The sequence below is a fragment of the Colwellia ponticola genome, assembly GCF_005885605.1.
Lineage (GTDB): Bacteria > Pseudomonadota > Gammaproteobacteria > Enterobacterales > Alteromonadaceae > Colwellia > Colwellia ponticola.
Window position 1 is genome coordinate 17,264 of the sequence record NZ_SZVP01000012.1, and the last position, 14,753, is coordinate 32,016.

The window sequence follows — 14,753 nt, forward strand, 5'->3', positions numbered from 1 at the left end:
ATTAAACACAGTTAATCAGCTAAAACCCTACACCGCGGAATTATCATGTTAGATAGAATAGGTATCACAGCAACTTCTTTATGCGCATTACATTGCATATTATTACCTATATTATTACCTATGCTGCCATTATTGGGGTTAAGTTTCTTAGCAGACCACGCATGGGAACATGTTTTTCTGTTAATGACAGCAGCTTTGGGGACTATTGCTTTATTCTCAGGTTTTAAGCGTTATCATAAACGTCTTTACCCTTTTTATTTACTGTATTTAGGTGTTACTTTATACTGGATAAAGCATGATTTTTCACCAGAATTAGAGATGTATTTTATTATCAGCGGTGCGAGTTTAATTATCTCAGCTCACTTTATTAACATCAAACTGTGTAATAGCTGTAAGCAATGTGATGATGATATTTGCACTAGCGAAGCCGAAGTGTCGTAATGAGTATTCGTTATTAAGGTAAAGTAAGCGCACTCTTAGTAAGTGCGCACTGAGTTGATTTAGTTAGATAACTCTTTTAGTTTTCTCGTTAAAGTATTTCTACCCCAACCTAATTTTTTTGCCGCCTCTTGTTTATGTCCTTGGGTAAAAGCTAAAGCTCGCTCGAGCATTATCTGTTCAAATTCATTTTGTGCATAATCCATAATAGCCTCTTTTCCCTGTTGTAACTCTTGATCCATCCATTTGCTGAGTAGCTCCTGCCACGTATTGAGCTGATGTGAGCCTTGCGGTATAGCTTTTGATTGCGCCGTTAACTCATTGGGCAAATCTTCAATCAACACTTCTTGTCCACTAGCCATTACCGTTAAAAAACGACATATATTCTCTAATTGCCTAACATTCCCTGGCCAATGATAATTATTAAGAAAATCACTAGCCTTTTGACTTAATGTCTTCACTTCAACACTTAATTCATTGGCGGCTTGTGCTAAAAAGTGCTGACTTAGCTGCGAGATATCTTCTTTACGTTCTCTTAAGCTAGGTAAGTGAATGCGAATTACATTAAGGCGATGAAATAAATCTTCTCTAAACTCTCCCTTATTAACGCGTTCTTCAAGATTTTGATGCGTTGCGGCAATAATACGGACATCAACTTGAACGGGTAGGTGACTACCAACACGATACACTTGACCATCAGAAAGTACTCGTAATAAACGTGTTTGAATATCTAGAGGCATATCGCCAATTTCATCTAAAAATAATGTACCTTTATGTGCCTGTTCAAAACGGCCTTGTCTCACTGCATTAGCGCCAGTAAAAGCACCTTTTTCATGACCAAATAATTCAGATTCGATAAGATCTTTTGGAATAGCGGCCATATTTAAAGGAATAAAAGGTTCATTAACCCGAGGACTATGAGAGTGCAGTGCTTGTGCTACCAGCTCTTTACCTGTACCTGACTCACCATTAATTAACACACTAATGCTTGAACGAGATAGACGACCAATCGTTCTAAATACTTCTTGCATCGCAGGCGCTTCACCAATGAGGCCAACACTTAACGGCGCATTAGGCTGCTTTTTATTTTTTTCGTTTTGCTCTCTAGCATGAGTAAGCGCACGTTTAGTTAGGTTAATGGCTTCATCAATATCAAATGGTTTAGGTAAATATTCAAATGCACCACCTTGGTAGGCATTAACGGCACTGTCTAAATCAGAGTGAGCAGTCATGATAATGACTGGTATATGGTTATATTGTATTTGTAATTTTTTTAATAGCGCCATACCATCTATATTGGGCATACGAATATCAGAAATAATGATTTCGGGCTGTCCGTGATCTAATGCGATCAATAAATTTTCAGCACTTTCAAAAGCAGTACAACTTATATTTGCATTGGCATAAGCTTTCTCAAGTACCCATCTAATTGAGCTGTCGTCATCAACTATCCACACTTCTTCGGTGATCATAATATATTCCCTTGTGGTAATGGTGCTTGATTTAAAGGTTGCTGTGTTAGGGGCAGTAAAATGGTAAATTCCGTATGACCAGGTCGACTATGATACGATAATTTACCGTGGTGCTGGTTTATTAAGGTTTGTGAAATAGATAAGCCTAAACCGGTGCCGTTAGAGCGGCCTGATACCATAGGGTAAAAAAGGGTATCCTGAATTTTACTTGGAATGCCAGGACCGTTATCAATAATGCTTATTTGAACGGCGAGTTTTATTCGCTTGCCATGAATAGTTTTATTACTGGCAATACGAGTTCGTAGCGTTATGGTATTTTTCTTATCAATGGCCTGTATGGCATTGTTGACAATATTAATAACAGCTTGCTGTAGCTTTTCTTGATCACATTCAACAGGGGGTAAAGAAGGGTCATAATCGCGTAATAAATTAATTTTTTGTTCGTTTGAATAACTAACCAATTGACACACTTTTTCGAGTATTACGTGTATATTTTGTGCTTGTATTTGAGGTAGCTGATTAGGACCTAGTAGGCGATCAACTAAATTAGTTAATCGGTCAGCTTGTTCAATAATCATCGTGGTGTATTCTAGTTGATCATTATTTAATTCTTTACTGAGTAACTGTGCTGCACCTCTTAAGCCACCCAATGGGTTTTTTATTTCGTGCGCTAGCCCTTTAATAAGATCACGTGCGGCAAGCCATTGTTGGTACTGAAATACCTCTAAACTAATTTGTTTTTGTTGATCTATTTGTTTTAATTCAAGCAGTACATGTGGCGTCTTATTAAATTCGACTGAAGAAGCTGTTACCTCGGCTGTAAATCGGTGGTGCTCATTCAGTTCTATCACAATATCACTATCGGTAAATTCTTGGCCAGAAGTAAGCAATTGCTGTAAACGTGGGCTATTAATACTGGTATTGGCAAAAATAACGTCAGAAGCTGTATTATATAAACGATAGATACTTTTATTTAGTAAGGCTTCTGCAGCTGGGTTTACATAAACAATAGCGAGTTTTTTATTGAGAATAATAACAGCTGTGACCAACTGGTTAGCGAGTGATTGCTGATAAGATAATTTTTGTTCTTGTATATGACTGCGACTATGCATAAAAAACCTTAAGAATATAAATTTCATGCACTATTTTAGTGCGCATGGCGTAAGTTTACTAAAGAAAGGTTTTATTTACAGTGTTATATTTCTTCGTTATAAATTGTTAACTTGTTTATACCGTTTGATTAATAAGAAATAAATCAGGTATTTTAAATTAATGTCTGTTAACTTAGTTTATTGAAGCTCTGTGCATATAAAACGTTACTGAAGTTGATGATGCAATAACCTTGCCTTCTTCATTAAGGAGTAACATTTTTATTGTATGCGCGCCCCTATCAATATTTCTAAGTGAAAACATTGAATGGTTTTGTGGCGCTTTATAAGGTTCACCGTCAAGTAATAACTGCACTTCTAAGCCGTTTTTAAATCTTGGCTTAATATCTCCAGCAATATAGATAGAGCCGGTATTATCACGTATGGTGGTATGGTTTTTAGGGGTGTTGATAACTATTTCATAAGCTTCAGTCATTTTTTGAGGGGTAATATCTAACACTTCAGTATCAACAGAAGTACTTGATTGAATGATATTGCCTGGTTTAGTTTTAAGTTCTTCAGCATCAGGTCTTGGTGCGTCAGAAAAAACTAATACACCGCTTTCATTACGCCATACGTATATTTTAGCCGTTTGTGCATGTACAGGCATAGCTAAGGCAATTGTTAAAAATAAAAAAAGTAATAACTTAATCATCTGTTGTTATATTCCCCCACGCTGCATTCCTTTCAGCCTATACTGACTTATAGTAATAAAATTAATGTCTTATATATTATTACAAATATCAACGTCGTTTTACTAACGTATATTCATTCAGTATATAGCTATAGCCTTTAAATTAATAAATTATTTTAGCTCCAGACATAAAAAAGCTCACCTAGGTGAGCTTTGATAAAAGTAAACGTTTTAGAATAAAACTAAATACGATTAAACGCTGTAATACAGTTCAAACTCTAATGGGTGAGTTGTCATGTTAACATGTTGAGACTCTGCACGTTTAATGCCTACGTATGCATCAATCATATCTTTATCCATAACACCGCCAGCTGTTAAGAACTCATAGTCAGCTTCTAAACTTTGTAGTGCATCCTCAAGCGAAGTAGCTACTTGTGGGATAGATGCTGCTTCTTCTGCAGGTAAGTCGTATAAATCTTTATCCATTGCATCACCAGGGTGGATTTTGTTTTTAATACCGTCAAGGCCGGCCATTAATAATGCTGTGAAAGCTAAGTACGGGTTTGCAGCTGGATCAGGGAAACGAGCTTCAATACGCATTGCTTTTGGCGATGGAACAATTGGAATACGAATTGATGCAGAACGGTTACGAGCCGAGTATGCAAGCATTACCGGTGCTTCAAAATGTGGCACTAAACGCTTGTAAGAGTTAGTTGCAGGGTTAGTAAACGCGTTCAATGCTTTAGCATGTTTAATAATACCGCCAATGTAGAAAAGCGCCATTTCAGATAAGCCGCCATATTTATCACCCGCGAATAAGTTAGTACCATCTTTAGCAAGAGACATATGTACATGCATACCTGAACCGTTATCACCAACTAAAGGCTTAGGCATAAATGTTGCTGTTTTACCATAAGCATGTGCTACGTTATGTACAACATACTTATAAATTTGTACTTCATCAGCTTTCTTAACAAGTGTATTAAAGCGACAAGCAATTTCGTTTTGGCCACAAGTAGCTACTTCATGGTGATGCGCTTCAACAACTAAGCCCATATCTTCCATAACTAAACACATGGCTGAACGTAAATCTTGTGATGAATCAACAGGTGCTGTTGGGAAGTAACCGCCTTTAACACCAGGGCGATGACCCATATTGCCTTCTTCGTATTTAGTATCTGAATTCCAAGCAGCTTCTTTATCATCAATCTTGTAGAAAGAACCGCTCATATCTGTTTTAAAACGAACATCATCAAAAACGAAAAATTCTGGCTCTGGGCCAACTAATACCGTATCAGCAATACCTGTACTACGTAAGTATTCTTCAGCGCGGTTTGCAACCGAGCGAGGGTCACGACTGTAGCCTTGCATTGTGTTAGGTTCTAAAATATCACAACGGATATTTAAGGTAACAGCATCTGTAAAAGGGTCTAAAACAGCAGTTGACGCATCAGGCATCATCACCATGTCAGACTCATCAATGCCTTTCCAGCCTTCAATAGATGAACCGTCAAACATTTTACCATCTTCAAAAAAATCTTCATTTACTTGATGATGAGGAATAGAAATATGTTGTTCTTTGCCTTTTGAATCTGTAAAGCGAAGGTCAATAAATTTGACGTCGTGTTCTTTAATTAAGTCGAATACTGCTTGTGACATTTGTCTCTCCAATGAGGTTAAATTCATAAATTCTAAAAATAATCGATGAAGGTACAAAATGACTCATCATCGCTATCTATATATTAATTCATATATTCTTTTATTGTGTTTATATAAGCTAAAAGCGTGCCAAAATAAATACTACTGATTAATAAAGCTTTTTTTTATATCTGTAGTTATTAGTGCAACTATGTGCACCTGGTTGGTGCGCTTTTGCATTATAATGGTGCATTGTTCCATTATGATAAAGCACCTCCTATAGAATACAGCTAACCGTTTTCATTTAACAGTTAACTTATTTTTGTATTGCGGTGTTAAATACCAATAACTGATTGACCAATGCGTGAGGGTTAAAAATCCTTAGAAGCAAGGAAGCAAGCATTCGTGATAATAATGGTTAATACGGTTAACAAGCACCCTTATTGCTTCACATAAGCTACATCCTTGTAGCATCCTTGTCAAAATCAATAAGGCGATAATATGTCTTTTAAGTTCGATCTTGATTGGCTTAGTTAGTCGAACAATCGCAGTGTGAAATGAATGGAATATAGTTTTATTATGCTAATCTATTTTACCGATTCTGAACTAGCTGATATGTTTATTAGTGATTAATAAAGTTAATTAACTTGACCGTAAGATGGGTAAAGCAAATACAAAAGGACTGTTTTTAGCTCTGCTTGCCCATGTTAGACTTACCCTCTGAATTTTTTACTCGCTAAATAGCTGAAACATGGTTTTTATGAAAATATTTATCACAGCAATGTTCACTAAAGTGATCATTACTCTGTTATTACTAACATCTTCAATAAATAGTTATGCTCAAGATGATAAACCTAAGTGGCAAACACCAAGCCCGATTTTTAAACAAAAATTTGATTGGGTAAGACTTGTCTCTGATGAGTGGCTCAAAGGCGACATTGTTTCTATGTATGATGAAACACTCGAATTTGAGAGTGATGAGCTTAATACGCAAACTATTGATTTTGATGATGTTACTGAGTTACGTAGTCGTCAGTGGCAAAGTATTAGAATGTTTGATGGTACTATAGATGAGGGATATTTAGTCTTAAAAGATGGTCAGTTATCCTTAATTAAAGGCGGCGTAATCACTCACTATGAACTCAACAATTTGTTATCTATTGCCTCGTCAGGAAAGAATGAACGAGACTTATGGGATGGTTACATTCATTTAGGTATTAACCTACGCGGCGGGAATACCGTACAAGTTGATTATACGTTTGCCGCAGGCGCACAGCGTAGGAGTGCGAGTAGCCGCTTTAAAGTCGACTATAGCGCTGATTACAGTCGCTACGAAGACCAAGATACCAATGAAAAAAAAGTTACCGCTAATAGCGATCGATTAACGGCATCTTATGACTGGTTTTTTAGTCCTAAAATTTATTTTAGAGCCGTTGATTTTGAATACATATCGGATGAATTTTTAAACCTAGACTACCGTATTCACTACGGTATAGCCTTGGGGTATCATATTATGGATACCAGCAGAACGACTTGGGACGTCAATGCGGGTCCAAGTTACCAAAAAAGTAAATACATTGATGTACAGGTTAATGAAAGTGATAATGAAAAATCTTTTGGTTTAACCCTAGGTACTAACTTTACCTATGAGGTTACTAGTGATATTGATTATGATGCAGCATATAGCATACAAATGGTTGATGAAGCTTCTGGTGGCAATATTCATCATTTCCAAACCGGCTTAGAAGTTGAACTTGCCAATGATTTTGATCTTGATTTAACCTTTTATGCCGACCGCACTGAAAGCCCTAAACCTAATAGTGAAGGTGTTATTCCTGATAAAAGTGACTATCGTTTAGTGATTAGCTTTGGTTATGACTTTTAAGTTTATTATTTTTTCGTTAAAGCCTACTCATGGCTAATCTCAATATCTGTCAAGGCAGTGCAACTACATAATAAAATATAACCTTGGCTTTGCTCGCTTGCCAATAAACCTTCTGTTTCATTCTGTTGAACCTTGCCACTGATTAATTTTGCTTTGCAACGACCACAAGAGCCTGCTCGACAAGAGTAAGGCAGAATTAAACCAGCTTCTTCTCCTTGTTCAAGTAGTGTTGCTTGCTTATTACCTTGGTAGCGCTTATGCCAACGAGTAAAATTAATGACTACTTTAGCGTTATTATTTTGTTCACTGACTAGGCTATTTTTTGTCTCGGGAAGCTCTGGTTGATTTTCAGTAGTCGTATTATCTTGTATTACGTTCGAGTATTCATAGTGACCAAAACTCTCTTCATGGTAATGACTCGCAGGTAAGCCTAAATGTATTAATAATTGTTGTACTTTTTCTCTAAAACCTTTTGGCCCGCAAACATAACTTTGGTAGTTGTTAAGCTGCGTTATATTGCTAAGAATTTCTTTACCTAAACGGCCCTGAAAACCATGCCACTGCGAGTTTTTAGAATCAGTTAGTGTATAAATTACATGGCAATTACCATGTAACTTGGCTAAATTAGTAATGTCGATTTGCGCAATAATATCGGTTTTTCGTTTAGCGCTATGAATAAATATAACTTCATTTTTACACTTTTTAGCGACCATAAAGCGTAGCATCGACAGTATGGGGGTTATACCACTGCCAGCACTGACCAATAGTACTTTTTCAGCGACAGGTTCCTCTAGGTAAAAATCCCCGTTTACCTGCTCAACAACAATCGTTTGACCTACTGTAAACGCATCATAGAAAAAATTAGAGACCTTGCCTTGCGGTATTCGTTTTATCGTAATACTTATATAGTCAGCGCTTGTAGGTGAAGAAGACAAGGTATAACAGCAGTGCTGTATTTTACCGGCTATATTCACGGTGAAATTAATATATTGTCCAGCATGGTAAGGTAAAACGAGCTTATTTTTTGATTGAGGGTTACTGAAGAAAAAGGTTTTTACATCACGCGTTTCCTGTTCAATTTTTTGACAAACTAATTCAAGTACCGGGGTTTTGCTAGTCACGTTAGATAAAGTCATTTTTTATTTTTCTCATTTTAATTTACAGTGCTTTTTTATACTCATTTGATTCAATTTCTTCTCAACTCAGAGCTCTAGAGGCAATAACAAGGCAAACTTATCTCGTCATGCTAAATAAAATTTAACGCGGTTAGTGTGCATCGAGCAAGCTCCCAAAAGGCGAGTACCTAAAAAAGGTAAAGGCTTACCTACGCCGTTATTTATTTTGATAAGGGCGCTACACGAAGCTAGCTTATTAGAGCATGCAAGAGCACCTTTTCCTTAATAACCATGCTTTTCAAGCAAAGGCTTACTTCTAAACTTTTTAATTCTCGTTGAGCGGAAAAGTACTTAATCAACTTGGTATTACAGCCAACGCGTAGTTATTAATGTATGATATTGGCCATTATAACGTTTCTTTATCTTTTGATGATATCTATGACTAATAAAATTAAACACCTTCATATTTTAGGCATTTGTGGCACGTTTATGGGTGGACTTGCAGCGATAGCCAAACAACTCGGTTTTAAAGTGAGTGGCTCTGATGCCAATGTTTATCCACCGATGAGCACGCAGTTAGAACAACTAGGCATTGAGTTACTGTCAGGTTACCACATTGACAATTTTTCTGATGATATCGATTTAGTTATTGTTGGTAATGCTATGTCTCGTGGCAACGTAATGGTGGAATACATGCTAGATCGCAATATTCCATATACCTCTGGGCCACAATGGTTACTTGATAACGTGTTAAAAGATCGTTGGGTATTGGCTGTGTCGGGTACACACGGTAAAACAACAACCAGTAGCATGCTGGCGTGGATTTTAGAGTATGCCCATTTGTCACCTGGTTTTCTTATTGGTGGCGTACCGCAAAACTTTACTAGCTCTGCTCGTTTAGGTGATGCACCTTTTTTTGTCATTGAAGCTGATGAATACGACAGTGCCTTTTTTGATAAGCGTTCCAAGTTTGTGCATTATCGTCCTCGAACGTTAGTGATTAATAACTTAGAGTTTGACCATGGCGATATTTTTAATGACCTCAGTGACATTCAAAAACAATTTCATCACCTTATTCGTATGGTACCTAGTAATGGTTTAATTTTATCACCTATTAATGAGCAAGCTATTAGTGAAACGTTAGCAATGGGCTGCTGGACACCAACGGAGTTTTCTCGCCATAGTGAGCCAGCAGCTACTCAAGCCATTAGCCAAGAAAATAGTCAATTAGTTAATCAACCACTAGGTTGGCAAGTTGAAAAAATTAATGCCCAAGGTAGTGAGTTTATTGTTAACTTTAACGGTAAAAAGCAAGGCGTTGTTAAGTGGGACCTTATTGGTGATTTTAATATTGATAATGCGGTAATGGCTATTGCTGCGGCGCGTCATGCCGGCGTACCTAGTGCTGTCTCTATTGAAGCATTAGCTGAATTTATTAATACTAAACGTCGTTATGAGCTGCGTGGTAGCGTTAACAATATTAGTGTTTATGATGACTTTGCTCATCACCCAACCGCTATCGCTAAAACGTTAGCTGGCGTGCGTGCCCAACTCTCGCAACAAGCGCTAGAGCAAGTAACAGGGCAGTCAGTAACAGGGCGTATTTTTGCGGTATTAGAAATGCGTTCTAATACCATGAAGTCAGGTATTCATAAAGACGCACTGCCGCAATCATTTACTGATGCTGATCAGGTTTTTATTTATCAAGATGAGCAAGTCACATGGTCGGTGAGTGAGCTAATTAAACGAAGCAGGCCGCCTTGCCAGGTGGAAGAAAATATTGACAAGTTAGTTGACAGTATAGTTAAACAAGCACAAGCCGGTGATATTATTGTGGTAATGAGTAATGGTAGCTTTGCCGGTATACATGACAAAATCTTGAACCATTTAGCTAATATAAACGTATAATTAAGCTGGATCCATCAGTAAAATGATGAGTAAAAAAATACTGTTTAAAATGCCATTTTGACAGTTCATATTTAAAAACTTAGTGTAAATCAAAAAAGAGAACTTAGTATAATGACCGTATTAACAGTACTTACCGCACCTAACGATAAACTTATAAAGCAAGCATTACCTGTCTCTGATGTTAGTCAAATTCAAGTGTTAATCGATGATCTTTTTGAAACTTTATATAATACTGACGATGGTATTGGCTTAGCTGCAACCCAAGTTGGTCGCAGTGAAGCTGTGGTAGTGATTGATATTTCAGAGAACAGAGATGAGCCATTGGTACTGGTCAATCCAGTGATAACCCACGGGGAAGAAAAAGCCAAAGGCCAAGAGGGGTGTTTATCAATACCAGGCTACTATGGCGATGTTGAACGTTACACACATGTCACGGTGGACGCATTAGACCGACATGGAGAGGCCATTAGTATTACGAGTGATGATTTTCTCGCTATTGTAATGCAACATGAAATAGATCATTTACAAGGTAAGTTATTTATTGACTACCTATCACCGCTTAAGCAACAAATGGCATTAAAAAAAGTTAAGAAAACCATTAAAAATTCTTAAAAATATTAAAAGATCTGCTAGTTAATTAATGAAACGAGATTGGAACAATATGCATCAGCTAAAAAATGATTTTAATGGTAAAGTAACTATCGCTATTACAGGGGCATCAGGTGCCGCTTACGCTTTACGTTTAATTGAATGTTTAATTGCAGCAAATTATCAACTTTATATTTTGTGTTCAAGTGCTGGGCGCATTGTTGTAGACACCGAAGTTGGCGTTAAAATTCCCGGTTCTCCTGATGCGGCAAGTAAGTTTTTCACTGAAAAATATCAGGCTAAAGAGCAGCAAATAACCGTTTTTGGTAAAGAGCAGTGGTTCTCTCCTGTTGCGTCAGGTTCTGCGGCACCTAAAAAAATGGTGGTGTGTCCTTGCTCTACTGGCACAATGGCTGCTATTTGTCATGGCATGAGCGATAACTTAATTGAGCGTGCTGCTGATGTGGTAATAAAAGAGCGCGGTCAGTTAATTTTAATGGTCAGGGAAACGCCATTTTCCACATTACATTTACAGAATATGCTCAGCCTTTCTCAACAAGGCGTTACTATTATGCCAGCTTCACCTGGCTTTTATCATAAAGCTAAGTCGATTGAAGACTTGATTGATTTTATGGTTGGCCGAGTATTAGATCATCTTGGTATTGAACAAGATATTATGCCGCGTTGGGGATATAACATTTAACGGAAAAATCACATTAAAGTCATATCAGAACCATAAAAAAAACGACATCTGTCGTTTTTTTTATGGTTCAATTTCTTATGGTCGCTTAATAACAGCAAATTTATGTTGTTATTAACTTACGTTACTCATCAAAACTAAATTCAATATAGGCTCGACCTAATTCATTTTTTAATGGAATAATGACTATAGGCCCTTTCGCTTTGTGGTGAATAGAGTGATCAGCGCCAGAGACCACGATAGGGGTTGCCATATCAAACTCAATGCCTTTTTCACTTAGCATACGTTTGGCGCCACCAGTAACCATATTAGTTATTTCACCGACTAAATCAATAATCTCTTCGTTGACTTCATCAGGTGCTTCACCCACCATTTTTTTCATTGTGGCTAATGCCAGACCAGCTTCAAATGTAATAGATAATGAACCTTTTGCTTGTTCACTGACCATACCTATTAAGCCTGAAACATCACCTAAGGCAATTTCATTTTTTTTGAGGCGTGGTTTTTCTGGTGTTAATTCCATTTGTGCCATGGTTGACATGACATTGAGCATTGAAGATAAAAATGGATTTATATATTCTACATTCATGAATATTCCGTATCTTGGCTGTTTAGATAAATTATTTTATTGTATATCATTTTATTTTGCATGCTTATCTTACAAATGTAAATCAAATAGCGTGATACTTTGCACATTTATAGTGTTAATTATTTTTTTAGCGAGTCATTTATTTGGCTGATGACTTAGTTATGCGCTTATATTACCCGTAATGACTGCTTTTTTTTTGTTTTATAATCAAACGCTAAACTGACAAAAATGCTTCGCCTTGAAAGTTAACCGTATTAATGTACTTGTGGTAAGTCTCGGTTAATAAATGTATTTCTACTAATGTTTGCGGTAATAAATGAGTGAGTTAATTTTCTTGATAAGTTATTGTTTTTAAATATCTAATACAGGAGATACAGTGTATTCCATTGTTCTGACAAAGTCAGTTGGGGTAGGGCGTTTGAATTTCCAGCGCTGAATATATTCTTTAAAAGCAAAGTCAAACAGCTGCCTTATAAAGTCATTATGATGTTATTAAAGGGATAGGTGGGGAGAAAGCTAAACGTTATTACAGTTTTTACAGCGACCATGGGCTTCAATTATTTGATGGCTAATAATAAAGCCATTAGCATCAGCCATGGTCCGTAACGCTAAATCAAAGTTATTGGATTGTATTTCTTCTACATGACCACATTCATCGCAAATTAATAATTGCACAGGGTGGTTACATTCACCAAAGTGGTGACACATAATAAAAGCATTAATCGATTCGATTTTATGGACAAAGCCCTGTTTAGATAAAAAATCTAAGGCGCGATAAATAGTAGCGGGCTTGGCTGCAGCATCTAGTTCTTTTAGTTCTGCTAATAAATCATAGGCGCCGACAGCGCCTTGACGATTAGCTAATAATAAAAAAACTTGCTCTCTAACTTTAGTAAAACGCGCGCCTTTTTTTTGGCAAACGAGTTGTGCTTGTTGTAATAAAGAATCTGCCGTCATGGTGCTATTATGTTATTTTTTGTCTAAGTATTGATAATTTTCCAGTGTATCATAGCTACTTACTCTGCGCGTCACCTTTTTAACTTAGTGCTTGAATACTATTATTTTAAAGTAACACTTATTGAGTGTTAAGTGTTACACACAGAGAAATGTACTAATTAGATAATTTTTAAGTGAAGATCATTATAGGATTATGATTGGTAAACTATCAAAAATCCTTATTTTTGTTATACTTAACCGATGATATTTAATCATGAGTTACCATGCAAGTAAGGAGTTTTTACGAGTGAATAAAGCGAGACTCAGCCAAGATGAAAACTTGTCTTTTAAAATCAGCCATCAGTTACTACCACAAGACTATCAACGTATTGATTTGTATTTTTCACTACCTGTTGAAATGGGTATAAATTCGAGCACACTTAACGAAGAAGAGTTTTTTTACGCCAACATTAGAAATCATAGTGCTTACCATGCTGATAAGTTACATCTACCATTAGTGCGAAGTCGCTTTATTAGTCAAAATAAGGGTGAACAAAGTGATTATCGGTTAAACCTTAATTTATATTCTTACCAAGTTAAAAAAGCGCTTGATGCCGACATTAAACAAACGCTAAAACTCAAAACGGCGGAAGAGTTTTATCCGGCTGCGATTGAATTGGCAGAGCAAACGTTCTCGTTAACTAAAAAGCTAAGACGTTACACACCCTCAGATAGCAAACTTAATTCCTTCTTTGAAAATGCGGATAACTATTTAAGTTGGCACATAGAACAATCGTTCTTAAAGCTGTTATCCAAAGGACCTAAAAGCTCTGAATTTACCGTTGAAAGAGAGTTGCTATTAAGTTTATGTCGCAGTGAAAATGAGTATCGAATTGATAATAAGTATAACTCCCAAGTGACTCTTGATGACCCTAACCGTATTACTAATAAAATGCGATTACTACAGCGCTTGATAGAGTATGGGGTAGTCTTTCAACGACAAACGCGCTATTTAAACGTTAACTTAAAGCGCTTTGTACGTGGTGTTGTTACTACGGTTATCATGGCATTTGTTATGTTATTAGTCCTTAATGCTCGTACTAATTTTACTGAAGTAACAGTCGCCTTAGTGGCATTTTTAGGGGTCATTTATGGCTTACGAGAAACTTTTAAAGAAGATCTAACCAATTTAATATGGCGAAAAATTCAAAAAGGCTTACCTAAATGGCAAAATATATTTACTCACAGTGTCACTAAAAAACGTATTTTGAGTCAAATTCTTTGGTTAGAGTATATTAACAATACAGATTTACCTGATTCGGTTAACGATTTATTTCAACAGCGCAGGCAGCAAAATAAGCAAGCGGCACAGCTACTGCATTTTCGCTGTGATAATAAGGTGATGGCAAAAGAGTTTTTACCTGGTTATGACGAAATTCAGCAACAGATTTTTTTCAACTTAACACCTTTTGTGCGTTTTTTAAAAAAAGGAGCGGGTCGACTATATAGTTTAGAAGGACAAAAAATTTCTAGCCAAGGTGTGGAGCAGCGTTATCAAATAAACCTTATTCTACGACAATGTAGTTTGGGTAAAACAAAAGGTAAAGAATCGTTACAGCGCTTTAAAATTACATTAAACCGCTCAGAAATCGTCAATATTGAATCAATAAAATAGCGACACGGACAATATCGTACGTTACAC

13 protein-coding genes are annotated in these 14,753 nt (G+C 36.6%); 6 read left to right on the forward strand and 7 right to left on the reverse strand.

What is annotated here, in order from left to right; translation table 11 throughout:
• Positions 1-45: 45 nt before the first annotated feature.
• Complete coding sequence (locus tag FCS21_RS11890) at positions 46-441, forward strand: MerC domain-containing protein (RefSeq protein WP_138623668.1); 396 nt, start codon at positions 46-48, stop codon at positions 439-441.
• Positions 442-500: 59 nt separating this feature from the next.
• On the opposite strand, the gene glnG is transcribed toward FCS21_RS11890, so the two are convergent.
• The 4 genes from glnG to glnA form a co-directional block, all read right to left on the reverse strand.
• Entirely contained in the window at positions 501-1,910 is a 1,410-nt protein-coding gene (glnG, locus tag FCS21_RS11895; protein ID WP_138623670.1) for a nitrogen regulation protein NR(I), read from the reverse strand.
• Positions 1,907-3,022 carry a nitrogen regulation protein NR(II) gene (gene glnL, locus FCS21_RS11900; protein ID WP_138623672.1) on the reverse strand — a complete coding sequence of 372 codons (1,116 nt, stop codon included), beginning with the start codon at positions 3,020-3,022 and terminating at the stop codon, positions 1,907-1,909. Before glnL ends, glnG begins: the two co-directional genes overlap by 4 nt.
• A gap of 172 nt (positions 3,023-3,194) precedes the next feature.
• Entirely contained in the window at positions 3,195-3,713 is a 519-nt protein-coding gene (locus tag FCS21_RS11905) for a DUF4124 domain-containing protein (RefSeq protein WP_138623674.1), read from the reverse strand.
• A gap of 231 nt (positions 3,714-3,944) precedes the next feature.
• Positions 3,945-5,351: a glutamate--ammonia ligase gene (gene glnA, locus FCS21_RS11910; protein ID WP_138623676.1), complete on the reverse strand. Its 1,407-nt coding sequence runs from the start codon at positions 5,349-5,351 to the stop codon at positions 3,945-3,947.
• A 739-nt stretch (positions 5,352-6,090) separates the two neighbouring features.
• On the opposite strand from glnA, the gene FCS21_RS11915 reads away from it, so the two are divergent.
• Positions 6,091-7,215 (forward strand): DUF481 domain-containing protein, encoded by a 1,125-nt coding sequence (locus FCS21_RS11915; protein WP_138623678.1) that lies wholly within the window; start codon positions 6,091-6,093, stop codon positions 7,213-7,215.
• A gap of 23 nt (positions 7,216-7,238) precedes the next feature.
• Here FCS21_RS11915 and FCS21_RS11920 read toward each other — a convergent pair whose 3' ends face one another.
• Positions 7,239-8,351 carry an FAD-binding oxidoreductase gene (locus FCS21_RS11920; RefSeq protein ID WP_138623680.1) on the reverse strand — a complete coding sequence of 371 codons (1,113 nt, stop codon included), beginning with the start codon at positions 8,349-8,351 and terminating at the stop codon, positions 7,239-7,241.
• Positions 8,352-8,768: 417 nt separating this feature from the next.
• On the opposite strand from FCS21_RS11920, the gene mpl reads away from it, so the two are divergent.
• The 3 genes from mpl (at position 8,769) to FCS21_RS11935 (ending at position 11,529) form a co-directional block, all read left to right on the forward strand.
• Complete coding sequence (gene mpl / locus FCS21_RS11925; RefSeq protein ID WP_138623682.1) at positions 8,769-10,238, forward strand: UDP-N-acetylmuramate:L-alanyl-gamma-D-glutamyl-meso-diaminopimelate ligase; 1,470 nt, start codon at positions 8,769-8,771, stop codon at positions 10,236-10,238.
• Between the two features lie 111 nt (positions 10,239-10,349).
• Entirely contained in the window at positions 10,350-10,850 is a 501-nt protein-coding gene (gene def / locus FCS21_RS11930) for a peptide deformylase (RefSeq protein WP_138623684.1), read from the forward strand.
• A gap of 49 nt (positions 10,851-10,899) precedes the next feature.
• Positions 10,900-11,529 (forward strand): flavin prenyltransferase UbiX, encoded by a 630-nt coding sequence (locus FCS21_RS11935; RefSeq protein WP_138623686.1) that lies wholly within the window; start codon positions 10,900-10,902, stop codon positions 11,527-11,529.
• Positions 11,530-11,650: 121 nt separating this feature from the next.
• Here the strand turns inward: FCS21_RS11935 and FCS21_RS11940 are convergent, their stop codons facing one another.
• Together FCS21_RS11940 and FCS21_RS11945 are read right to left on the reverse strand one after the other, a co-directional pair.
• Positions 11,651-12,115 carry a chemotaxis protein CheX gene (locus tag FCS21_RS11940; protein WP_138623688.1) on the reverse strand — a complete coding sequence of 155 codons (465 nt, stop codon included), beginning with the start codon at positions 12,113-12,115 and terminating at the stop codon, positions 11,651-11,653.
• 516 nt (positions 12,116-12,631) lie between these two features.
• Positions 12,632-13,072 (reverse strand): transcriptional repressor, encoded by a 441-nt coding sequence (locus FCS21_RS11945; protein ID WP_138623690.1) that lies wholly within the window; start codon positions 13,070-13,072, stop codon positions 12,632-12,634.
• Positions 13,073-13,358: 286 nt separating this feature from the next.
• On the opposite strand from FCS21_RS11945, the gene FCS21_RS11950 reads away from it, so the two are divergent.
• A complete protein-coding gene (locus FCS21_RS11950) occupies positions 13,359-14,726 on the forward strand; it encodes a hypothetical protein (RefSeq protein WP_138623692.1) in 1,368 nt (455 codons plus the stop codon).
• Positions 14,727-14,753 lie beyond the last annotated feature (27 nt).